This window comes from Bradyrhizobium sp. CCBAU 25360 (genome assembly GCF_028128695.1).
Lineage (GTDB): Bacteria > Pseudomonadota > Alphaproteobacteria > Rhizobiales > Xanthobacteraceae > Bradyrhizobium > Bradyrhizobium ottawaense.
The window spans coordinates 194736-215716 of record NZ_LBJA01000038.1 but is presented as its reverse complement, the minus strand read 5'-3'; the positions used below and the strand labels follow the sequence as shown (position 1 = coordinate 215716).

The following is a 20981-nucleotide window of genomic DNA, read 5'->3' as shown; positions in this document are numbered from 1 at the left end:
CGCACCATGACACGGCGCAAGAGCATCCACATCGGCGGCTTCAAGCACGTCAATCCGATTCCGAACGCCTGCCGCATCGGCAATCTCGTGATGTCCGGTGTCATCCTCGGCCGCGATCCCGCGACCAACGCGATGCCCGAGAGCCTGGATGCCCAATGCGCCAACATGTTCGCGCATATGAAGGCGATCGTGGAAGCCGCCGGCGGCAGCACCGACGACATCATCAAGATGACGGTGTGGCTGAAGGACCGCGGCAACCGCGGGCCCATCAATGTCGAATGGCTCAAGATGTTTCCGGACGAGCATTCCCGCCCGGCACGTCACGCGCTGCCGATGGACAATATGGACGGCGGCGCGCTGGTGCAGTGCGACTTCACCGCCGTGATCGACTGAAGGAGCATCGCATGCCGACCTATTTGCCGTTCGATCCCAATCCGCGCCGCCCGGTCAAGGCCCCGCCGCCAAAGACCGTCGACAGCCAGTTTCATGTGCTGGGGCCCATCGACAAATATCCGGAGCGCCCCGGTGCGGCCTATCGGATGCCGACTGCGACCTGGGAGGCTGCGCTGCGCGTGCACAAGACGCTCGGCATCGAGCGCGGCATCATCGTGCAGACCACGACCTACGGTGCCGACCACGCCGTCGTGCTCGACGGGCTCAAAGCGATGGGTCCGAACTATCGCGGCTGCGCCAACGCGCTGGTGTTCGCGGAGGCGAACGACGCCTATCTCGCCAGGCTGCATGACGCCGGCGTTCGCGGCGCGCGCTTCAGCTTCCGCCAGGAGCTCGGCGCGGTGCTGTCGGATGCCGATTTCGCCCGAGCGATTGCGCGCATCCGCGAGCTCGGCTGGTACGTCAAGATCCAGCCGGAGAAGGACGGCATCATGTCGAGCGTCGCCAAATACGAGAACCTCGACGTGCCCGTGCTGATCGATCACATGGCGCGCCCTGATCCGGAGGCCGGCAGGAACGATCCGAATCTGCGCAAGATGCTCGAGCTGCTCAAGCGGGGTAATTTCTGGGTGATGCTGTCGCTCGGCGAGAAGACCTCGAAGGCCGGCGCGCCCTATGACGACGTGATCCCGATCGCGCGCGCCTATATCGAGGCGGCCGTCGACCGCTGCGTCTGGGCCAGCGACTGGCCGCACCCGGTCTCGGTGAAGCAGCCGCCGAACGATGCCGACCTGCTCGAGCTGATGTACCGCTACGCGCCCGACCAGGCGGAGCTGGAGAAGATTCTCGTCCACAATCCGGCAAAGCTGTTCGGCTTTCCGGACTAGAGGGTTCGAGGCTCACTGCGAACGCAGTGCGCTCCCTCTCCCGCTTGCGGGAGAGGGTCGGGGTGAGGGCTCTGTCCTCTCGGGGTTGTCCCCTTGCGGATACAACCCTCTCCCCAGCCCTCCCCCGCAAGCGGGGGAGGGAGTGCACCTCCGTCGGCGCTCGATCGCGCTCACACCGCCGGCTGCTTCGCCAGCCGATCCCGCACCTGCGCCGCGATCTCGAATGAGCGCAGCCGTGCGGCGTGGTCGTAGATCTGCCCCGTGGTGATCAATTCGTCCGCGCCGGTCTCGGCGAGCAGCGCCTTCAGCTTTGCTTCCACCACATCAGGCGAGCCGACCGCGGAGCAGGACAGCGACTGGCCGACCATGGCCTTCTCCCCCGGCGACCACAGCGCGTCCATGTCGTCCACCGGCGGCGGCAGCGGGCCGGGCGTGCCGCGGCGCAAATTGATGAACTGCTGCTGCAGCGAGGAGAACATCCGCTGCGCCTCCGCGTCGCTCTCGGCGGCGAACACGTTGACGCCGACCATCGCATAGGGCTTGTCGAGCTGCGCCGATGGCTCGAAGCGTGCGCGATATTCGCGCAGCGCCGGCATCATCATCTGTGGCGCGAAATGCGAGGCGAACGCGAACGGCAGCCCGAGCATCGCGGCAAGCTGCGCGCCAAAGGTGCTCGATCCCAAAATCCACAGCGGCACCTTGGTCCCCATGCCGGGCACGGCACGGATCGCCTGGTTCGGCTGCACATCGCCAAGCAGCGCCTGCAATTCCAGCACGTCATGCGGAAAATTCTCGGACGCGGCGGCAAGGTCGCGCCGCATCGCCCGCGCGGTGAACTGGTCGGTGCCCGGCGCCCGCCCGAGCCCGAGATCGATCCGCCCGGGATAGAGCGATTCCAGCGTGCCGAACTGCTCGGCGATGACCAGCGGCGAATGGTTCGGCAGCATGACCCCGCCGGAGCCGACGCGGATCGTCCTGGTGCCGCCCGCGATATGCCCGATCACCACCGACGTCGCCGCGCTGGCGATGCCCGTCATGTTGTGATGCTCGGCGAGCCAGAACCGCTTGAAGCCCCAGCCCTCCGCATGCCGGGCGAGATCGAGCGAATTGCGGAACGCCTGCGCGGCGTCGCTGCCCTGGCAGATCGGCGCGAGGTCGAGCACGGAGAAGGGGATCATGGGGAGGGTACCGGTGGGAAGAAGCTGTGCCACCACATGTAGTGTCCGTGGGCAGGAAGGGTAGAGCACTTGCGAAACCCATCATCCTTCGCCGTCGAACGAGCCAGATGGGTTTCGCTCCGCTTGACCCATTCTGCGAAGCTGTTCGAGCGGCCGCGCGCTCGTTCACAACACTGTTATTGCGACCCGTTGCGCCCTTCGCCGCAACTGGGCGTTTCAGGCCTGGTGTTGTATGTTTTGCGCAGCCATTGCCCGGTAGTCGCGTGTCCCGGACGCGGTGCAGCGTGAAACGCTGCTCCGCAGAGCCGGAACCGATCTGGCTAGGCCCGGCTCTGCAGCTCATCACTGCGTGCTGCACCGCGTCCGGGGCACGAGAAATCATCGCACGGCGCGCGATCGCGCCGACCGCCCGGAGGAACTGACATGACCACGGTCGTATTCAATCGCCGCAATCTCCTCGTCGCCGGTGGCTCCGTTCTGGCGGCCGGCGCATCCGGCCTCCTGCTGCCGGCCCGTGCGGCAGGCCTCGCGCCGACCGAAACGATGTCGGGCGGCGCCAACAACTACCGCAAGGGTGCGGCGATCGTGGATCGGATCGGCAAGGGTGGTTTCTGGATGAGCGGCACCGTGCGCCGCGCCGGCGACGGCGCTCCGCTCGCGGGGCAGCGTATCCAGATCTGGGCGCACACGACCGAAGGCCAGGAGCACGAGCCGCAGAGCCACGGCGCCACGCTCACCGACAAGGACGGCAAGTTCCGGCTCGAGATGCCGCAGATCATTCCGATCTTCGGCCAGCCGCATGGTCACCTCGCCTATGACAGCGGCGAATTCAAAACCGTCTTTCTGCGGCCGGTGATGCGCAGCGCCAAGGAAACCAGCCTCGAGGCGCACTTCGTCCTGCAGCCGGCCTGATCGGGCCAGCGAATGACGGGGTGGAGATCGGCCCGGGCGATCCTGATCTGGGTTGCCCTCGCCCTGGCCATCGGCGTGCCGATCGCTGCCGCTGCGACAAGCGAGCAGCTCGCATGGCGCGGTCCGGTCTACATCCTCGCCGGCTTCGCCGGAATCATCGCGCTCGGTCTCGTGCTGGTTCAGCCGCTGCTGATCGGCGGGTATCTGCCTCCACTGTCGGCCTATCGCGGACGGCGTGCCCATCACTGGATCGGCGGCGCACTGGCCTTCGCGGTGCTGATCCACGTCGCCGGCCTCTGGATCACCAGTCCGCCCGACATGATCGACGCGCTGACCTTCTCATCGCCGACGCCATTCTCGCCCTTCGGCGTGACCGCGATGTGGGCCATCTTCATCGTTGCGCTGCTGGCGTCCCTGCGCCGGCGGTTGGAGCTGCGACCGCGCACCTGGCGCATCATTCATATTCCCCTCGCGATCGTCATCGTCGCGGGCAGCGTGGTCCACTGCCTCCTGATCGAGGGAACGATGGAGACGATCTCAAAGGCCGTGCTGTGCGCGGCCATCCTCGCGGCGACGATCAAAGCCATGATCGACCTGCAGGTGTGGCGAAAGCGAAGGGAACTGCGCGGGGAGAGCGCTGCGCGGCAGTGAGCGGCGATTTGCGAGGCATTGCGAGGAGCTCGCGATAAAATTGCGAAGCAATTTTGCGCCGATGCGACCAAGCAATCCAGACTGTCGCTGCGGACCGATTCTGGATTGCTTCGCTAGACTCGCAATGACGGAACACGCCGCTCTGCTTGCCGCAGATAGCGGTGGGGCGTATCTTAGCGCAATGGTTGTCACGGCCCCCGATCTGGAAGCGTTCCTGCTCGCGACGCCGTTCTTCGGCGGCCTTCCGGAGCCAGGTCTCGACCTGCTGATGTCGATGCTGGTCGAGCGCCGCTTCGACGCGGGCGCAACCGTCGTGGCGGAGGGCGAGCCGGGCCGCTCGCTGTTCATCGTCAAATCCGGCCGGCTCGCGGTGAGCAAACGGACGAATGCAGGCAGCGTCATCCCGATTTCCGTGCTGGAGCGCGGCGACTTCTTCGGCGAGATGACGCTGATCGAAATGCAAAATCGCTCGGCAACGGTTGTCGCGGAGGCACCGACGGTGCTGTACGAACTGACCGCCCAAAATCTCTACGCTTGCTACAAGGCCGACATCCAGGCCTATGTGATCGTGCTGCAGAACATCAACCGCGAACTGTGTCGACGGCTGCGTCGGGCAGATGATCGGTTTGCGAGGCGTGCTGCGGGTAACGACAATTGATCGTGCGTAGGGTGGGTAGAGCCCTTGCGAAACCCGTCATGTTTCATCACCGCCTCCGAAAGGACTTGATGGGTTTCGCTTCCGCCTTCGCTCATTGAGCCACGGCGCCGGCTACAGCAACGCCATCGCGTGCAGCGAGTTTCTATGAAAGCCGAAGGCAACGATGCCGGAGAGAAGCAACGCAATCCCAGTCACGATCAGGCAACACGCAAACACTATCGGAGCCCCCGGTTCATCATCCACGGCAAGACGATAATAGATAAAACTTTACCGACAATCGAAAGGAAGGATTAACCTTACCTGCGCGGCCCAATCGCGACCCGACGGGCAAAACACCCCAGACCCCGTCAACCCCTCCTCGCAAAAATATTCCACTTTACCGAAATTCGGATTTGCGGCATATTCCCCGCCATCCCGGCCCGAGGAGAGGGGCGATCGTACGTCGCAACGAACGTGGGCTGGGGTGCGGTGGACGCGGCTGCGTCGGGCACAGGAAGGCGGGACCAGGGCGGGTGAACCTCGTGAGGTCCTTCTCCGTGCAGACGAACGATGCGGTCGCGTACGGCTAAACCATGTGGTCCTGGCTGTCGTTGCTACAGCCAAGCTTTCGCGAAGATGCATCGGCCGACCGGACGCGGTGCGTCGGTTTTCGCGAGGTGACGGAGGCCAGAGGGAACTCGGCTCCGGGGAGAGCAGGCATAGGCCGTCAACCCATCGCGCAGGGAAGGCCGGGTGTTTTCCGGCCCACCTGTTTTCCGCCTGCGCATTTGCGTGTGCAAATTCTTCGCGCAGCGGGTCATGGGTGCCAGCCGGCACCCGGTCTTCCCTGCGCCCTCTTCAAGGAAGAGGGTCAAGGAATACAGCAAAACTCGGACGCTTCGCGCCGCGAGAACGTTGCTTGATGTGCGAACACTGGAATGACCGAGCGCTCTCGCCTCGCCCGTGTCGCTCCAGTCAGCGGCGGGCGGCGATCGCCGTCAGCTCCAGCTTGACGCCCGGGCCGAGATCCGCAACGCCAACGGCCGCACGTGCCGGCAGGTGGTCCGCGGTGAAATTGCGCTTCCACACCTGATTGAACGCCGCCTTGTCGGCGAGATCAGCCATAAAGATCGTCACCTGCAGAACGCAGGAGAGATCGGAGCCGGCCCCATCGAGCAGAGTCTTCAACTGGCGCAGCACATCGTCGGCCTGGCCCGCCATATCGAGCCCCGCATTTTCAGGGACGATGCCGCCGAGATAAAGCACGCCATTATGCTCGACGATTTCGTGGAGCAGTCCTTCATAGGGCAGGGAACGTGTGATCACGATCGCATCCGTGGGTGTTGCGGGCTCGCTGCCAAATGGGGCTGCCAAGTGGAGAGCTCGCTTCAATGGGGAAAAATGGTGCTGCCAGACAGGATTGAACTGTCGACCTCTCCATTACCAATGGAGTGCTCTACCACTGAGCTACGGCAGCATGTGCTGGTGAAGAATCGGGCGCCCGAGGGGCGCTACCAAGCGGGCCGATATCTGCCACAAGCCCCCCTCCTGTGCAAGCTTGCTAGGCCCGTCAAAACGAGAAAATCGGGCCGATATCAGGGCCAAACTGCTCGTTTTTGCGCGAAACGACCGACTTTCCGGCGATTCGGGCTCCGATATCCCCCGCCAACTGGCCAGTTGCCCCAGGCCTCGGATTCGATCCATTTCGCGTTTCGCACGAATGGATCGCGCCGGCCCCTTGAGCTGTCGCCATTCGGTGGCATCCTGCCGCCGACCGATGTGATGGATCCGTGATGGCCGACGAGACCGACAAGAGCGCGAACCAGGCGAGGACGTCCCGCGACGACCGCTTGAAATCGGCGCTGCGCGAAAACCTGAAGCGGCGGAAGCTGCAGGCGCGCGAACGCGCCGCAAGCACCGACCCCTCGCAGAATGACGATGGTTCCCTAAATGAGGGGGCCGCCGGCAAAGCCGGCACCTAAGAATTTGGAATGAGCGAGAATGACGATGGGGCAGAACGGACAGCAACCAACCGGTGACGAGGCGCTGATGTCGCGCTTCACCCGCCCCGAGCAGACCTTTCCGACGCTGACGCCGGCCGAGATCGAGCGTGTCAGGCATTTCGGCGAGGCCCGCAGCTACGCGGACGGCGAGTTCCTGTTCGAGACCGGCAAGCCCGGGCCCGGCATGTTCGTGGTGCTGAAGGGCCATGTCGCCATCACCCAGCGCGATGGCCTCGGTCACGTCACCCCTGTGATCGACCAGGGGCCGGGGCAATTTCTGGCCGAGCTCAGCCAGCTCTCCGGACAGCCGGCGCTGGTCGACGGCCGCGCCGAGGGCGATGTCGAGACGCTGCTGTTGCCGCCGGAGCGGCTGCGCGCGCTGCTGGTCGCCGAGGCCGAGCTTGGCGAGCGCATCATGCGCGCGCTGATCCTGCGCCGGGTCAATCTGATTCAGGGCGGCATCGGCGGTCCGGTGCTGATCGGTCCGTCGAACTCCGCCGGCGTGGTGCGGTTGCAGGGTTTTCTCACCCGCAACGGTCAGCCGCATCATCTGCTCGATCCCGATCGTGATCCCGACGCGGGCGAATTGATCGCGCGTTATTCGCCGAAACCCGAAGACTGGCCGCTGGTCGTCGCCGCGAGCGGCGCGGTGCTGCGCAACCCCAGCGAGACCGAGCTTGCTCGCGCCATCGGCATGATTGGTGGTGCCAAGGACGGCCGCATCTACGACGTTGCGGTCGTCGGCTGCGGACCGGCCGGGCTCGCCACCGCCGTGTATGCGGCGTCCGAAGGGCTGTCCGTCGCGGTGCTCGACATCCGCGCCTTCGGCGGCCAGGCCGGCGCCAGCGCGCGCATCGAAAATTATCTGGGCTTTCCGACCGGTATCTCGGGCCAGGCCCTGACCGCGCGCGCGTTCACCCAGGCGCAGAAGTTCGGCGCCGACATCATGATTCCGGTGACGGTGAAGTCGCTCGACTGCACGCGCAAGGACGGCGCATTCGCGGTGGCGCTCGACGGCTGCGATCCCCTGCGCTCGCGCGCGGTCGTGGTTGCGAGCGGTGCGCGCTATCGCCGGCCGGAGATCGCGAACCTCGACAAGTTCGAGGGACGCGGCGTCTGGTACTGGGCCTCGCCGGTCGAGGCGCGGCTCTGCGCCGGCGAGGAGGTGGCCCTCGTCGGTGCCGGCAATTCGGCAGGTCAGGCGGCCGTGTTCCTGTCGGGGCACGCCAAGAAAGTGCTGATGATCATCCGCGGCGGCGGCCTGGGGGCCAGCATGTCGCGCTATCTCATCGAGCGCATCGAAGCGACCCCGAACATCGAATTGATGTTCAACACCGAGATATCAGCGCTCGAGGGCGACGAGGCCGCGCTGCTGCGGCGCATCCGCTGGAAGAGCCGGCTGTCCGACGACGAGGATTCTGCCGACATCCGCAATCTCTTTCTGTTCGTCGGCGCCGATCCCGCCACCGCCTGGCTCGACGGCTGCGGCGTGACGCTCGATCGCGGCGGCTTCGTCGTGACGGGCGCGCAGTCCGAGCAGAACCAGGGCAGGCTGGTGGCGCCGCTGGAGACCTCCGTGCCCGGCGTCTATGCCGTCGGCGACGTCCGCTCCGGTTCGGTCAAGCGCGTCGGCGGCGCGATCGGCGAGGGTGCCCAGGTCGTGGCCTCCCTGCACGGCTATCTCGGCGACGCCGCAAAACCGGCGCTTTAGCCGAGCAGAAGACAAGCAGATGGCAAGACGAATGGGACTTGCCATTGCGCCGCGTCATGCGTGACTATCTTCCCTCATCCTGAGGAGCGCGCAGCGCGTCTCGAAGGATGCAGGCCCGGCTGCATCCGAGCCTGCATGGTTCGAGACGCGTGCTTCGCACGCTCCTCACCATGAGGATCTAACAGAACAGTTTAAAAGGGAGGACTAAATGGCTGAAGTCGTCGTGCTCTACAAGACACCCAAGGATGCTGCCGCCTTCGACAAGTACTACGCCGAGACCCACATTCCGCTCGCCAAAAAACTTCCCGGCCTGAAAAAATACGCCGTCAGCAAGGGGCCGGTCGCATCTCCTGCAGGTCCTTCCGGAATCCATCTCGTTGCCATTCTCACCTTCGACAGCGTGGGCGACATCCAGGCGGCCTTCGGCAGTCCGGAAGGCAAGGCCACCGGCGCCGACGTGCCGAAATTCGCCAGCGGCGGCGCCGACCTCTTGATCTTCGACACCAAGGAAGTGTGAGGCTCGATTCGACTTTCGTCGAAAATCTGCCGTCGTTTGTGACAGCGGTGCAAAAAAATAAGCCATGCGTTTGTCGATTCGCACGATGACGCATGGCTTCGCACATGCATGTGACGACAACGCAGGTGGCAATCCCATGAGGACCGTAATACTACTCTCGTGACCTCGATGCGTAGGAGAGATGTCATGGTCCTTGGCTTGAGCCTGTCCGCCTTCACGATGGTCCATGTCGTCATCAGCCTGATCGCCATCGCCGCCGGCCTCGTCGTGATGTTCGGCCTGCTCGGGTCGAAGTCGATGCCGGGCCTTACCGCGATCTTCTTGGCTTTCACGATCCTGACCAGCGCCACCGGCTTCCTTTTTCCGTTCGAGAAGCTGCTGCCCTCGCACATCATCGGCATCATCTCGCTGGTGCTGCTCGCCATCGCCTGCTTCGCGCTGTACGGTATGAAGCTCACCGGCGTCTGGCGTCCGGTCTACGTCGTGACCGCGATGATCTCGCTGTATTTCAACGTCTTCGTGCTGGTGATCCAGTCGTTCCTCAAGGTCCCGGCGCTTGCCGCGCTCGCGCCGGCCGTGGCGCCGGCGCCGCCGTCGGGTCCCGTGTTCGCGGCGGTGCAGGGCATCGTGCTGGTGTTCTTCGTCGTGCTCACCATCGGCGCCTGGCGCCGCTTCAAGCCGATGGCGTTTGCCTGATCGGTCTCCCCCTCGTCATTCCGGGGCGATGCGAAGCATCGAACCCGGAATCTCGAGATTCCGGGTTCACGCTTCGCGTGCCCCGGAATGACGTTCCACTTAAGGAGTCCCCCCATGCCCACCATCACCACCAAGGACGGCGTCGAGATCTTCTACAAGGATTGGGGCAGTGGCCAGCCGATCGTGTTCAGCCATGGTTGGCCGTTGTCGGCCGACGACTGGGACGCGCAGATGATTTTCTTCGTCAACAACGGCTATCGCGTCATCGCCCATGACCGCCGCGGCCATGGCCGCTCGTCGCAGGTTTCCGACGGCCACGACATGGATCATTATGCCGACGACCTCGCGGCCGTGACCGCGCATCTCGACCTCAAGAATGCCATCCATGTCGGCCATTCCACCGGCGGCGGCGAAGTCGTGCACTACATCGCGCGCCACGGCGACAGCCGGGTGGCGAAGGCCGCGATCCTGTCCGCGGTGCCGCCGCTGATGCTGCAGACCGCGGCCAATCCCGGCGGCCTGCCGAAGAGCGTGTTCGACGATCTCCAGAAGCAGCTCGCGGCCAGCCGCACGCAATTCTATCGCGACCTCCCTGCCGGCCCGTTCTACGGCTACAACCGTCCCGGCGCAAAGCCGTCGGAAGCGGTGATCCAGAACTGGTGGCGCCAGGGCATGATGGGCGGCGCCAAGGCCCATTACGACGGCATCGTCGCGTTCTCGCAGACCGACTTCACCGAGGATCTGAAGAAGATCAACGTGCCGGTTCTGGTCATGCACGGCGACGACGACCAGATCGTGCCCTACGCCGATTCCGCGCCGCTCTCGGCCAAGCTTCTGAAGAAGGGCATCCTGAAAACCTACAAGGGTTTCCCGCACGGCATGCCGACCACGCACGCCGAAACCATCAACGCGGACCTGCTGGCGTTCTTCAGGGAGTGAGGCGCCTCACTTCAAGATCGCCCTGATCGCATCGAAGGTGCGCTTGACGAACGCCTCCGGCTTCTCACGCGCGCCTTCGCCGATCCAGCTCTCGCCGCCGACGCGCATCGCGCCGGTGGCGATCATGGCGACGAGCCGCGCCTGCAACCGGTCGGATTTGGTTCGTGCGCGCTGGGCGAGGCCCTCGGCCAGCGCGCGCTCGAGCTTCTCGTATTTGAGCTGGTCGCGCGCCTGCAGCGCGGGATTGTCGCGCTTGAGCCGCGACATGGCCGCGGCTTCCGCCGGATCGAGCCGCTTGACCGCCGACGCGATCGCATTCTCCGCCGCCGTCAGCATGGATTCGTCCGCGGGCCGCGCGACGACCTCGGCGACCAGCGCGCTGGCGGCATTTTCCTGCCAGGCCGCCACCACGTCCTCCTTGGACGCGAAATAGTGGAAGAAGCTGCGCCGCGACACCTCCGCCGCCGCCGCGATGTCGTCGATGGTCGTGGCCTCGAAGCCGCGCTCCAGGAACAGCGTCATCGCCGCCCGGGTCAGCCGCGCGCGGGTCTCCTGCTGCTTGCGCTGGCGCAAGCCGGTGACAACAGGGGATTTTCCGTCCGCGGGCAATTTCCGGGCAACCTTCGAAGCCTTCAAATCGTTTCACCTCTTGCAAAGTTGCACTCAGTGCACATTTAGATTGGCCGCGGGCCTCATTCCAGCCCCGAACGGAGACATGGCATGACCGACTGGACCACGGCAGACATCCCCTCTCTCGCCGGCAAGACGGCCGTCGTGACGGGGGCGACGGGTGGCCTCGGGTACGAGACGGCGATGGCGCTGGCGGGCGCCGGTGCCATTGTCATACTCACCGGACGCAATGACGCAAAGGGCCTGCGGGCCATCGAAGGCATCTGCGAGCGGTTTCCCAATGCGCTGATCGCCTACGAGCCTCTCGATCTCGCCGGCCTGTCCTCCGTCGCCGATTTCGCCAGGCGCTTCGCCGCCGGCAACGAGCAGCTCGATCTTCTCGTCAACAATGCCGGCGTGATGGCGCTGCCGAAACGCCAGCAGACCGAGGACGGTTTCGAGATGCAATTCGGCACCAATTATCTAGGCCACTACGCACTGACGGCCCACCTGTTGCCGCCGCTTCGCCGCGCGAAGGCGCCGCGTGTCGTCAATCTCTCGAGCCTTGCGCACCGCTCCGGCACGATCAATTTCGACGATCTGCAAGGCAAGCATTCCTATCGTCCGTGGCGCGCCTATTGCCAGTCCAAGCTGGCGATGCTGATGTTTTCGCTCGAATTGCAGCGTCGCAGCGACGCGGCCGGCTGGGGTGTGAGCAGCATTGCCGCGCATCCCGGCTTTGCGCGCACCGACCTCATTGCGAACGGGCCGGGCGCCAACACGTTCCAGTCGCGGATCGGCCGGCTGCTCCAGCCGCTGTTCAGCCAGTCCGCGGCGGAGGGCGCACTGCCAACGCTGCTCGCCGCGACTTCCCCCGCGGCCGAGCCAGGCAGCTATTACGGCCCGAACGGATTCTACGAAATGAAGGGGGCGCCCGCGGCGGCGAAGATCATGCCACACGCGAAGGATTTCGCCACCGCTGCCATGCTGTGGGATGTCTCGGCGACGCTGACCGGTGTATCCTTCGACGAGATCGCGGCCGCGGCGTGAGCCGCGAGCCCGCCAGGAACATCCCGATGCAAGTCATCATCTTCGGCGCCACCGGCATGGTCGGGCAGGGCGTTTTGCGCGAATGCCTGGTCGACGCCGGCATCGCCCGTGTGCTCGTGGTCGGCCGCAGCCCGACGGGGGTGCGCAACGCCAAGCTCACCGAGATCATCCACGACAATTTTCTGGACTATTCAACGATCGAGGCCCAGCTCACCGGCTTCGATGCCTGCTTTTTCTGCCTCGGCGTCTCCTCCATCGGCATGAGCGAGCAGCGCTACCGCCACCTCACCTATGACCTCACGCTCGCGGCTGCGACGACGCTGGCGCGCCTCAATCCGCAGATGGTCTTCACCTACGTCACCGGCGCCAGCACCGATTCCACCGAGCAGGGTTCGCGGATGTGGGCGCGGATCAAGGGCAAGACCGAGAACGATCTGCTCAAGCTGCCGTTCAGGGCCGCCTACATGTTCCGGCCCGGCGCGATCCAGCCGCTGCACGGCGCCCGTTCCAAGACCGTCTGGGTGCAGGCGGTCTATTCCGCAACCGGGCCGCTTTGGTCCGTGCTGCGCCGGCTCTCGCCGCGGCTCGTTACTTCGACCGAGCAGATCGGCCGCGCCATGATCCGCGTCGCCCGGGAGGGGTATCCGCGGAAGGTGCTGGAGATGGAGGATATCAATAGCCTCTAGCCTGCCGGCCCGTTAGTTTGAGCGGAAATTTCTGGGCCTGTGCGCGTTGAGCCCTGTCCATTCCGAAGGAGAAGCGTCGGCGATGTCGCCCCAGCTCAAACTGATCGCACTCGACGCCGACGATCTCGCCGTGATCTCGACCCATGTCCAGGACGCCCGTGTCCAGGCCTCCGACATCATCTGGCGACAAAGCGAGAAGCGGCTTGTGGTCGGGATGAGCCGGCTGGACTGGGAGCAGACGCTGGAGGGCGAGGCCGAGCCGCGCCGGCTGGTCGCCGCGCTCCGCTTCGACCGCGTGCTCGCCTGCAAGTCGCGCAACATCGAGCTCGCGGCTCCCGACAAGGTCCTGGACCTCGTCGGTATCGAATTTCATCCCCGGGACGGGCGCGACGAGGAGCCCGGCGGCAGCGCCCTGCTCTTGTTCGCCGAGGGCGGGGCCATCCGGCTCGACGTCGAATGCCTGGAATGTGAGCTGACCGACCTCGGGGCCGACGCATTGGGAACGGGGTTGGAGATCGAAGGGGAGGGATGAGGTCACCTGTATACCAGCCGCACCGGCTCAGGCCTGCGCCAGAACGGCGGCTTGCGAGGGTTGACGCCGCTTCCTCGCCGCGCCATTGAGCAGGGGACCTGGTGCGCCAATCCGCCCCAAAGACCAGCCAGAAGCCAAGCCAGACATGCCCGTTCGCCTCGACCGCAGCAGCGCCGATTTTGACCAGCGATTCGCGGCCTTCCTCGCCGCCAAACGCGAGGTCTCGGCCGACGTCGAAGCCGCCGCGCGCGCCATCGTCGACGACGTCGCCAAGCGGGGCGATGCCGCGCTGCTCGAGGCCACCGCAAAGTTCGACCGGTTGACGCTGGATGCGGCCTCCTTGCGCATTTCGGCCGCCGAAATCGAGGCCGCGAACAAGGCCTGCGATGTCGCGACGCTGGATGCGCTCAAGCTCGCGCGGGACCGCATCGAGATCTATCACCGCCGGCAGTTGCCGCAGGACGAGCGCTTCACCGACCCGCTCGGAGTCGAGCTCGGCTGGCGCTACACTGCGATCGAATCCGCCGGCCTCTACGTGCCAGGCGGCACTGCGGCCTATCCGTCCTCGGTGCTGATGAACGCGGTGCCTGCAAAGGTCGCCGGCGTCTCGCGCCTGGTGATGGTGGTGCCCTCGCCGGACGGCAAGCTCAATCCGCTGGTGCTGGCGGCGGCCTCGCTCGGCGGCGTCACCGAGATCTACCGCGTCGGCGGCGCGCAGGCCGTGGCGGCGCTGGCGCACGGCACCGCGACGATCGCGCCGGTCGCCAAGATCGTCGGCCCCGGCAATGCCTATGTCGCCGCCGCCAAGCGGCTGGTGTTCGGCAAGGTCGGCATCGACATGATCGCCGGCCCGTCCGAGGTGCTGGTGATTGCCGACGACACTGGCAATGCCGACTGGATCGCCGCCGATCTCCTGGCGCAGGCCGAGCACGATGCCAGCGCGCAGTCGATCCTGATCACCGACTCGGCCCGCCTTGCCGCCGACGTCGAAAAGGCGGTCGAGGCGCAGTTGAAGACGCTGCCGCGCGCCGCAATCGCCAGCGCGTCCTGGGCCGATTTCGGCGCCATCATCATGGTGAAGAACTTAGGCGATAGCATTTCGCTCGCGGACGCGATCGCCGCGGAGCATCTCGAGATCATGACGGCTGATCCCGATGCGCTCGCTGCGAAGATCCGCAATGCCGGCGCGGTGTTCCTCGGGCCCCATACGCCGGAGGCGATCGGCGACTATGTCGGCGGCTCCAATCATGTGCTGCCTACGGCGCGCTCGGCGCGATTCTCCTCAGGGCTGTCGGTGCACGACTTCATGAAGCGCACCTCGATCCTGAAATGCGGCCCGGATCAGCTGCGTGCGCTCGGTCCTGCCGCGATGACGCTCGGACAAGCGGAGGGGCTGGACGCCCATTCGCGTTCGATTGGATTGCGCCTCAATCTGTCATGACAGAGCTGCCCGAACAGGACGACTCGACCAATCGCATCGTCGGCGTCACGCTCGACGAAGAATCGATTGGCCGTTCCGGGCCTGATATCGAGCATGAGCGCGCGATCGCGATCTACGATCTGATCGAGCAGAACCTGTTCGCGCCCGATGGCGCCGACGGGAAGGGCCCGTTCACGCTGCATATCGGCATCACCGGCAACCGCCTGATGTTCGACATCCGCCGCGAGGACGGCACGCCCGTCGTCGCGCATCTGTTGTCGCTGACGCCGTTCCGGCGGATCGTGAAGGACTATTTCATGATCTGCGACAGCTACTACCAGGCGATCCGCACCGCGACCCCCGACAAGATCGAGGCCATCGACATGGGCCGGCGCGGCATCCATGACGAGGGATCGCGCACGCTGCAGGAGCGGCTGAAGGGCAAGGTGCGGGTCGACTTCGAGACCTCGCGCCGGCTGTTCACGCTCATCACCGTCCTTCATTGGAAAGGCTGATCACGGATGGCTGCGCCCTCACGCGCACGCGATCCGCAATCGGTGCTGTTCGCCTGCGCGATGAACAGCGTGCGCTCGCCGATGGCCGAGAGCCTGTTGCAACACATGTTTCCGCAGGGCCTCTACGTGAAATCGGCCGGCGCCAGGCGCGGCGAGCTCGATCCGTTCGCGGTGTCCGTGATGGCCGAGCTCGGCCAGGACATCTCCGCCCACAAGCCGCAGACCTTCGAGGAGCTGGAGGATTGGGAGGGGCTGAATTTCGACCTCATCATCACGCTCTCGCCCGAGGCGCACCACAAGGCGCTGGAGCTGACGCGGACGCTGGCGGCCGACGTCGAATATTGGCCGACGCAGGATCCGACCACCATCGAGGGCAGCCGCGACCAGAAGCTGGCAGCCTATCGCGACGTCTGCGACCAGCTGTTGATGCGCATCCGCCGGCGTTTTGCCAAGGTGGGCGCGGCGTCAGGTTGATCTCGTGCCGCGGACGCCTCTTTCCCCTCGCCCCTCGTGGGGAGAGAGGCGGAGAAGGCGTAACACCGGCGTCACAGACTGGGGGCACACGCATCTCGGCATCCCCTCGAATCACCAAAGCTGGGGTTCCCGGGTTGTGAAATCAGCCCCCTTCCGATAGGTTCCGCGCGCAATTCACCCCCTGCTCATCCCCCCAATCACCTGATGCTTGGCCGCCCCAAATTCGTACTTGCCTCCGGTTCGCCGCGGCGCCTGTCGCTGCTCAACCAGGCCGGCATCGAGCCGGACGCGCTCCGGCCGGCCGACGTCGACGAGACGCCGAAGCGGGGCGAGCTGCCGCGCGCCTGTGCCAATCGCCTCGCAAGGGCCAAGGCGGACGCAGCGCTGAAATCGGTGCAACTCGACGACGAGCTGCGTGGCGCCTTCATCCTCTCCGCCGACACCGTGGTCGCGGTCGGCCGCCGCATCCTGCCCAAGGCGAATCTGGTGGACGAGGCGGCGCAGTGCCTGCGGCTGCTGTCGGGCCGCAACCACCGCGTCTACACCGCGATCACCCTGGTGACGCCGCGCGAGGCGTTCCGCCAGCGGCTGGTCGAGACCCGCGTCCGGTTCAAGCGCCTCTCGGAAGATGACATCCAGGCCTATATCGGGTCCGGCGAATGGCGCGGCAAAGCCGGCGGCTACGCCGTGCAGGGCATCGCCGGCTCCTTCGTGGTGAAGATGGTGGGGTCCTACACCAACGTCGTCGGCCTGCCGCTCTACGAGACCACCACGCTGCTCGGCGGCGAGGGCTTTCCGATCCGCTTCGGCTGGCTCAACGCCACCGCGGTGTGAGCCGGCAAGCCGCGGCTCAACAAAATCGCGAAAACAACCCCATGCACGGTAGAATGGCCTGACGGGGCGCACGCGCCGCCGGTACGAGGAACCCGTTTGCCGACAGGCTCTTGAACCCCTTCACTCCGTGCAAGCCGCCGACATCATGGACGCCCCCATCAAAAAGCCTGCCAGCCCGCTCAAAACCTGCCCGATCTGCGGCAAGCCGCAGTCCGAGGCCACCCGTCCGTTCTGCTCGTCGCGCTGTCGCGACGTCGACCTGAACCGCTGGCTGAAAGGCTCCTACGTCATCCCCGGCCGCGACGACGATTTAGATGACATGGAATAAATAACAATATCAAATGTTTAGCGGATCACGCGAGCCGCCGCGCGCCAGCCGCGGCAGCTTGTGCACAGCCGGGCCGCGCCCGGCGAAGCCTCTTGGCGAAGCCGGGTGGACAGGCCGCCCCTAGCCCACTATAAACCGCCCGCTCGATGGGCTTTGGCCCCTCTCTTGGAGCACGCCCAGGTAGCTCAGTTGGTAGAGCATGCGACTGAAAATCGCAGTGTCGGTGGTTCGATTCCGCCCCTGGGCACCATCCTCTTGAAGGTTCCTTATCCTTCAATAAGTTAAGCCCTTACAGTGACTTGCGCTTGCCGGACTGTGTAACAACGGTGAGCAACATGCTGTATCGGGTGGTGCGTCCAATGAAGCGCGATGGCTCGCGGTTCCAGCTCTATGTGCGACGGATTCCGGTGGACGTGCGGGAGCGGCTCGTTGGTCGCACACTGTATTTTCCGCTCGGTGACGAGACGCATGCGGTGACGATTTCGCCCCGTGCTCAGGCCATCCGGTTTTCCCTCCGAACCGATGAGCCGGCCGAGGTCAAAGCAAGGATCGCGGCGGCTGACCAGTACCTGGAACGCATTCTCCGCGCCTTCCGGGACGATAGTCCGACCTCTCTCACTAACGCCCAAGCAACCGCCCTGGCTGGACGCCTCTACCGGGCATGGGCCAGTGGCGAGGGGAGAGAGCGCACGCATGCCGTCGAGCAGGGGCCGAACGGCAAAATGCATCCGGTGCCTCACGACCCTGAGGATGATGCTGCGCTCTTCGAGGCGGCCCTTGCGCGTATCGTTCGACTGGAGACCATTGGCAAGCACGAGATGAACAAACCGCGAGCCGATCGCCACGCGCTAAGTCTCGACCACCTTCCTCCACCTGACCAATCGCCTGATATTGCCGCCCTGGAGATTCGCCTAGGACGGCTCGTTGACCGCCTGCTGTTGTCTGAGGGTATTCGCCGTGTTGATGCGGCCTCTCGTGGTCTTCTGCTGCGAGCCTTCTGGCTGGCGCTGCGTGATGCGTTTGAGGTTCGACTGCGGAATGCTCAAGGCGACTACACACCCGATGCGAAGGCAGAGCGCTTTCCTGCATGGGTTGCGCCGAACGGCGCTACAGAACGACGACCCGCGAAGGGCGGCTCGTTGACCTCGTTGGTCGAAGGATGGTGGGTGGAAGCGAAAGCTCGCAATCTCAAACCCAGCACTCAAGAGAGCTATAGTAATTCGATGGCGTCGTTCGTGGCGTATCTGGGTCATGACGATTGCAGCCGCGTGACAAAGGATGACGTGATCGGCTTCAAGGATCATCGTCTAGCGACCATCAATCCTCGTACGGGAACACCCATTGCAGCGAAGACCGTGAAAGATAGTGACCTCTCCGGGCTCAAGGCTGTGTTCGGATGGGCTGTGTCGAATGGAAAGATGCACAGCAACCCCGCTGAGGGCGTCACGCTCAAAGCCTCGAAACCTCGCAAGCTGCGCAGCAAGGCGTTCACAGAGGCAGAGGCAAAGGCGATCCTCATTTCCAGCCTGCATGTGAAGCGCGGAGGAGAGATGCCGGAAACGTTCGCTGCTAAGCGCTGGGTGCCCTGGCTAATGGCCTACTCGGGTGCACGCGTCGGTGAAATGGCGCAACTGAGGAAGGTTGATCTCAAGCGCCATGGTGACATCTGGTATCTAGCAGTCACGCCTGAAGCTGGCACCGTGAAAACTAACGAGGCCAGGGACGTGGTTCTCCATCCTCATCTCGTGGAGATGGGCTTCGTGAAGTTCGTCAAGTCCGCACCTAACGGTCACCTCTTCCTGCGACCCGCAAAGGATGGTGACGTGCTTGGGCCGCTGCAAGGAATCAAGAATCGGCTCGCCGAGTTTGCTCGTGAGGCAGTCCCCGATAGGGGCGTTGCACCTAATCACGGCTGGAGGCATCGTTTCAAGCCAATCGGCACAAGGGCCGGAATTGAACGCCGCGTGCTTGATGTGATCTCAGGTCACGCGCTTGAGGGCCGCACGGTGGCGGATAGCTATCACGGCGTTGAGCTTGAAGATCAAGCGGCCGCGCTCGCCAAATATCCGCGATATGAAGTCATTTGAAATGCAGGACAAAGCAACGTGGCAAAGTGCATCTATCGAGAGGTAACCCTTAACGCGAATAAGCCGGCTGATAGCGATACCGCTACTATTGAGCACATCGTTCCTTGGTCGGCTGGAGGTTCAAATGGGCTGGTTACGCCTGATGTGTCAAAGGGTGCAAATAACGATCTAGGGTCAGAAGTCGATGCCGCGTTCGCAAACACGCTGCCGATAGCCATCAAGCGCCACCAGCTTCAGCTTGAGGGCCAAAGCGGAAATATTACTCCGATCGTTTGGCGAGGGACGAGTCCAGACGGGGTCAAGGGAACGATCACCATAAATGCAGACGGAGTCATGGACATAGTCTTGGACACGGCTGTGCAACGTCCTGAAAATGGTGAGGTTGGGCCGGTCTCCGTTGCAGGTTCGCGCGAGAAGGTAGAGGCAATCCTCCAAGGAATGCTGGCGGGAATGAAGAAGCGGAATCAGATTGCGTACGGCCAGGACGGCAACCTTCTCGATTCTCTGGATGCCATGATGAGCGCGTCGGAACAGACCTTCGTCGATAGCCTTCGGATGACCGTCGAGTATTTCAATCAGGAAGCATGGACGCGAGGCATCTTGAAGATCGCGCTAGCGGCCGGTCATAAACTTCTTGGAAGTGATTGGACCTTTGGACCTGATGCGGCAATATTTCGACAAATAGTGATGAACTCTCGCGCAAACTGGCCTAAGTCTTCGCCGCGCGGCTTTATCGCAGGGGAGCTGGACCGTTCAGTGCGACTGGCTCTCGGGAAGACTGCTACGGTGCGCGACAAGTATCAGCATACGGTCGCAGTCATGCCAATGTCAGACGGAAGGAGGGGGGCGATCGCCGTGTCTCTGTTCGGCGGCAACGGGGTGCCTGAAGCCATGTTTCCGATAGGAGACCTGCCAAGGTCATTCGTGGACGCTCTGAACTCAAAGGCCTATCGCGACACAGTCATGGGCTATCGAGTTGATCCCCAGACGCGCATTACTGTTCCAATTACCTTTGGCGAGATTGACCGGCGAGTTACCGCACGCGGACCAAGCAACAGTCGGTTTAGAAACGCGCACGTGGGGCGCTCTTGACGACCACGCGACCGCACTGGCCAAGCAACTGCGCTATGAAGTGAGGTGCCGGGCTTTGCTTTCGGGCGCTTAGAGGCCCCACTTCGCCCAGAAGTCCGTTGCTAAAGCTCGCCGCACATACTTGCCTGCACTTCGAAAGCTCAACATCTGGCATTGTTGGGCTTCCTTATAGAAGCTGCGCTTTTGGCGTCCCATCTCGAAATTAATGTACGCCAATATCCGCTCTCGTTTCATCCGAATGGCGTTTTCCACCGCCTGGACTGCTAGCTGCGTTGCCTCTTGCTCCTTCGAATCCAGGTCTCGCATCTGCAAAGTGTAAGCTGCTTCGTCCATCTCGCCCCTCCTATGCTGACCTCAGTATGCATGGATGAAGGGCCAGCTGAGATCAAATCAAGCCCGGACTGGATCAAACTTCGATGTCTAAACTACATCGGGTGGCCGCACGACCTGCCTTTCTCTCTATGGCCGCCAGGGCGCGTACTCATAAATGGGAGGCTCAGGCGGCGTGTCAGGATCGGCCCTTTCTCGCCCGGTGCATCAAGACAAAGGTTATAAACTGCTCAGTCGCAGCATTTTCGTATCCCGTCACGTAGGCGCGTGATTGCCCTGTCATGGCTCGCTCGAAGAGCCTTTGATTCTCTCTCCTGCAAGCCCCTAGGAGTGCTCGCGCAATGATTGGCGCCGATGAAATTCCATCATCAAGGTCCGCCATATGCTGGCCAGCGCAATATTCGAGAGCGGCTCTATACTCAACTGTCAGAGATTGAGCATTGGAGGGAGTCATCTGCAGCAGGAAGACGAGCAAGAACACATAGCGCATTCGTTGGCCT

Annotated in this window: 24 protein-coding genes and 2 tRNA genes; 21 read left to right on the top strand and 5 right to left on the bottom strand. The window is 63.9% G+C overall.

What is annotated here, in order from left to right:
* Positions 1-6 precede the first annotated feature (6 nt).
* Together XH81_RS16945 and XH81_RS16940 are read left to right on the top strand one after the other, a co-directional pair.
* Entirely contained in the window at positions 7-393 is a 387-nt protein-coding gene (locus tag XH81_RS16945) for a RidA family protein (protein ID WP_028140751.1), read from the top strand.
* Between the two features lie 11 nt (positions 394-404).
* Positions 405-1280, top strand: coding sequence for an amidohydrolase family protein (locus XH81_RS16940; protein ID WP_028140750.1), 876 nt, complete (start codon positions 405-407; stop codon positions 1278-1280).
* A gap of 170 nt (positions 1281-1450) precedes the next feature.
* On the opposite strand, the gene XH81_RS16935 is transcribed toward XH81_RS16940, so the two are convergent.
* Positions 1451-2458: an LLM class flavin-dependent oxidoreductase gene (locus XH81_RS16935; protein ID WP_028140749.1), complete on the bottom strand. Its 1008-nt coding sequence runs from the start codon at positions 2456-2458 to the stop codon at positions 1451-1453.
* A gap of 423 nt (positions 2459-2881) precedes the next feature.
* Between XH81_RS16935 and XH81_RS16930 the strand changes: the two genes are divergently transcribed.
* The 3 genes from XH81_RS16930 to XH81_RS16920 all read left to right on the top strand — a co-directional run bounded on the left by XH81_RS16930 (position 2882) and on the right by XH81_RS16920 (position 4679).
* Entirely contained in the window at positions 2882-3370 is a 489-nt protein-coding gene (locus XH81_RS16930) for a twin-arginine translocation pathway signal (RefSeq protein WP_028140748.1), read from the top strand.
* A 12-nt stretch (positions 3371-3382) separates the two neighbouring features.
* A complete protein-coding gene (locus XH81_RS16925; protein ID WP_028140747.1) occupies positions 3383-4021 on the top strand; it encodes a ferric reductase-like transmembrane domain-containing protein in 639 nt (212 codons plus the stop codon).
* A 181-nt stretch (positions 4022-4202) separates the two neighbouring features.
* Positions 4203-4679 (top strand): cyclic nucleotide-binding domain-containing protein, encoded by a 477-nt coding sequence (locus XH81_RS16920; RefSeq protein WP_028140746.1) that lies wholly within the window; start codon positions 4203-4205, stop codon positions 4677-4679.
* Between the two features lie 954 nt (positions 4680-5633).
* Here the strand turns inward: XH81_RS16920 and XH81_RS16915 are convergent.
* Together XH81_RS16915 and XH81_RS16910 are read right to left on the bottom strand one after the other, a co-directional pair.
* Positions 5634-5984, bottom strand: coding sequence for a RidA family protein (locus XH81_RS16915; RefSeq protein WP_028140745.1), 351 nt, complete (start codon positions 5982-5984; stop codon positions 5634-5636).
* Between the two features lie 76 nt (positions 5985-6060).
* Positions 6061-6135: transfer RNA gene (locus XH81_RS16910), tRNA-Thr, on the bottom strand.
* A 316-nt stretch (positions 6136-6451) separates the two neighbouring features.
* Between XH81_RS16910 and XH81_RS16905 the strand changes: the two genes are divergently transcribed.
* The 5 genes from XH81_RS16905 to XH81_RS16885 all read left to right on the top strand — a co-directional run bounded on the left by XH81_RS16905 (position 6452) and on the right by XH81_RS16885 (position 10524).
* Positions 6452-6640: a hypothetical protein gene (locus XH81_RS16905; RefSeq protein ID WP_028140744.1), complete on the top strand. Its 189-nt coding sequence runs from the start codon at positions 6452-6454 to the stop codon at positions 6638-6640.
* Between the two features lie 25 nt (positions 6641-6665).
* The gene (locus XH81_RS16900; RefSeq protein WP_028140743.1) at positions 6666-8372 is read left to right on the top strand and encodes an FAD-dependent oxidoreductase; all 1707 of its coding nucleotides are present in this window, start codon (positions 6666-6668) and stop codon (positions 8370-8372) included.
* Between the two features lie 208 nt (positions 8373-8580).
* Positions 8581-8889, top strand: a complete 309-nt coding sequence (locus XH81_RS16895) for an EthD family reductase (protein ID WP_026202518.1) — start codon at positions 8581-8583, stop codon at positions 8887-8889.
* A gap of 186 nt (positions 8890-9075) precedes the next feature.
* Positions 9076-9585 (top strand): hypothetical protein, encoded by a 510-nt coding sequence (locus tag XH81_RS16890; protein WP_028140742.1) that lies wholly within the window; start codon positions 9076-9078, stop codon positions 9583-9585.
* A gap of 114 nt (positions 9586-9699) precedes the next feature.
* Positions 9700-10524, top strand: a complete 825-nt coding sequence (locus tag XH81_RS16885) for an alpha/beta fold hydrolase (RefSeq protein WP_097669118.1) — start codon at positions 9700-9702, stop codon at positions 10522-10524.
* A gap of 6 nt (positions 10525-10530) precedes the next feature.
* Here XH81_RS16885 and XH81_RS16880 read toward each other — a convergent pair whose 3' ends face one another.
* Positions 10531-11160 carry a TetR/AcrR family transcriptional regulator gene (locus XH81_RS16880; protein WP_038972205.1) on the bottom strand — a complete coding sequence of 210 codons (630 nt, stop codon included), beginning with the start codon at positions 11158-11160 and terminating at the stop codon, positions 10531-10533.
* An 84-nt stretch (positions 11161-11244) separates the two neighbouring features.
* On the opposite strand from XH81_RS16880, the gene XH81_RS16875 reads away from it, so the two are divergent.
* From XH81_RS16875 to XH81_RS16825, 11 genes are all read left to right on the top strand, one after another.
* Positions 11245-12183: an SDR family oxidoreductase gene (locus XH81_RS16875; RefSeq protein ID WP_095426840.1), complete on the top strand. Its 939-nt coding sequence runs from the start codon at positions 11245-11247 to the stop codon at positions 12181-12183.
* Positions 12184-12209: 26 nt separating this feature from the next.
* Positions 12210-12869, top strand: coding sequence for an epimerase (locus XH81_RS16870; protein ID WP_028140738.1), 660 nt, complete (start codon positions 12210-12212; stop codon positions 12867-12869).
* An 82-nt stretch (positions 12870-12951) separates the two neighbouring features.
* Positions 12952-13401 carry a DUF2948 family protein gene (locus XH81_RS16865; protein WP_018321264.1) on the top strand — a complete coding sequence of 150 codons (450 nt, stop codon included), beginning with the start codon at positions 12952-12954 and terminating at the stop codon, positions 13399-13401.
* Between the two features lie 145 nt (positions 13402-13546).
* The gene (gene hisD / locus XH81_RS16860; RefSeq protein ID WP_095426842.1) at positions 13547-14842 is read left to right on the top strand and encodes a histidinol dehydrogenase; all 1296 of its coding nucleotides are present in this window, start codon (positions 13547-13549) and stop codon (positions 14840-14842) included.
* Positions 14839-15336, top strand: coding sequence for a UPF0262 family protein (locus XH81_RS16855; RefSeq protein ID WP_028140736.1), 498 nt, complete (start codon positions 14839-14841; stop codon positions 15334-15336). Before hisD ends, XH81_RS16855 begins: the two co-directional genes overlap by 4 nt.
* 6 nt (positions 15337-15342) lie before the next feature.
* A complete protein-coding gene (locus tag XH81_RS16850; RefSeq protein WP_028140735.1) occupies positions 15343-15810 on the top strand; it encodes an arsenate-mycothiol transferase ArsC in 468 nt (155 codons plus the stop codon).
* 204 nt (positions 15811-16014) lie between these two features.
* Entirely contained in the window at positions 16015-16644 is a 630-nt protein-coding gene (locus tag XH81_RS16845; protein ID WP_007597557.1) for a Maf-like protein, read from the top strand.
* 145 nt (positions 16645-16789) lie between these two features.
* The gene (yacG, locus tag XH81_RS16840; protein WP_095426891.1) at positions 16790-16972 is read left to right on the top strand and encodes a DNA gyrase inhibitor YacG; all 183 of its coding nucleotides are present in this window, start codon (positions 16790-16792) and stop codon (positions 16970-16972) included.
* 174 nt (positions 16973-17146) lie between these two features.
* A tRNA-Phe gene (locus tag XH81_RS16835) sits at positions 17147-17222 on the top strand.
* Positions 17223-17307: 85 nt separating this feature from the next.
* Positions 17308-19059: a recombinase XerD gene (locus tag XH81_RS16830; protein WP_271596294.1), complete on the top strand. Its 1752-nt coding sequence runs from the start codon at positions 17308-17310 to the stop codon at positions 19057-19059.
* An 18-nt stretch (positions 19060-19077) separates the two neighbouring features.
* On the top strand, positions 19078-20151 hold the full coding sequence (locus XH81_RS16825; protein WP_271596293.1) for a hypothetical protein: 1074 nt from the start codon (positions 19078-19080) through the stop codon (positions 20149-20151).
* 69 nt (positions 20152-20220) lie between these two features.
* Here XH81_RS16825 and XH81_RS16820 read toward each other — a convergent pair whose 3' ends face one another.
* Positions 20221-20484 carry a hypothetical protein gene (locus tag XH81_RS16820; protein WP_271596292.1) on the bottom strand — a complete coding sequence of 88 codons (264 nt, stop codon included), beginning with the start codon at positions 20482-20484 and terminating at the stop codon, positions 20221-20223.
* Between the last annotated feature and the right edge of the window lie 497 nt (positions 20485-20981).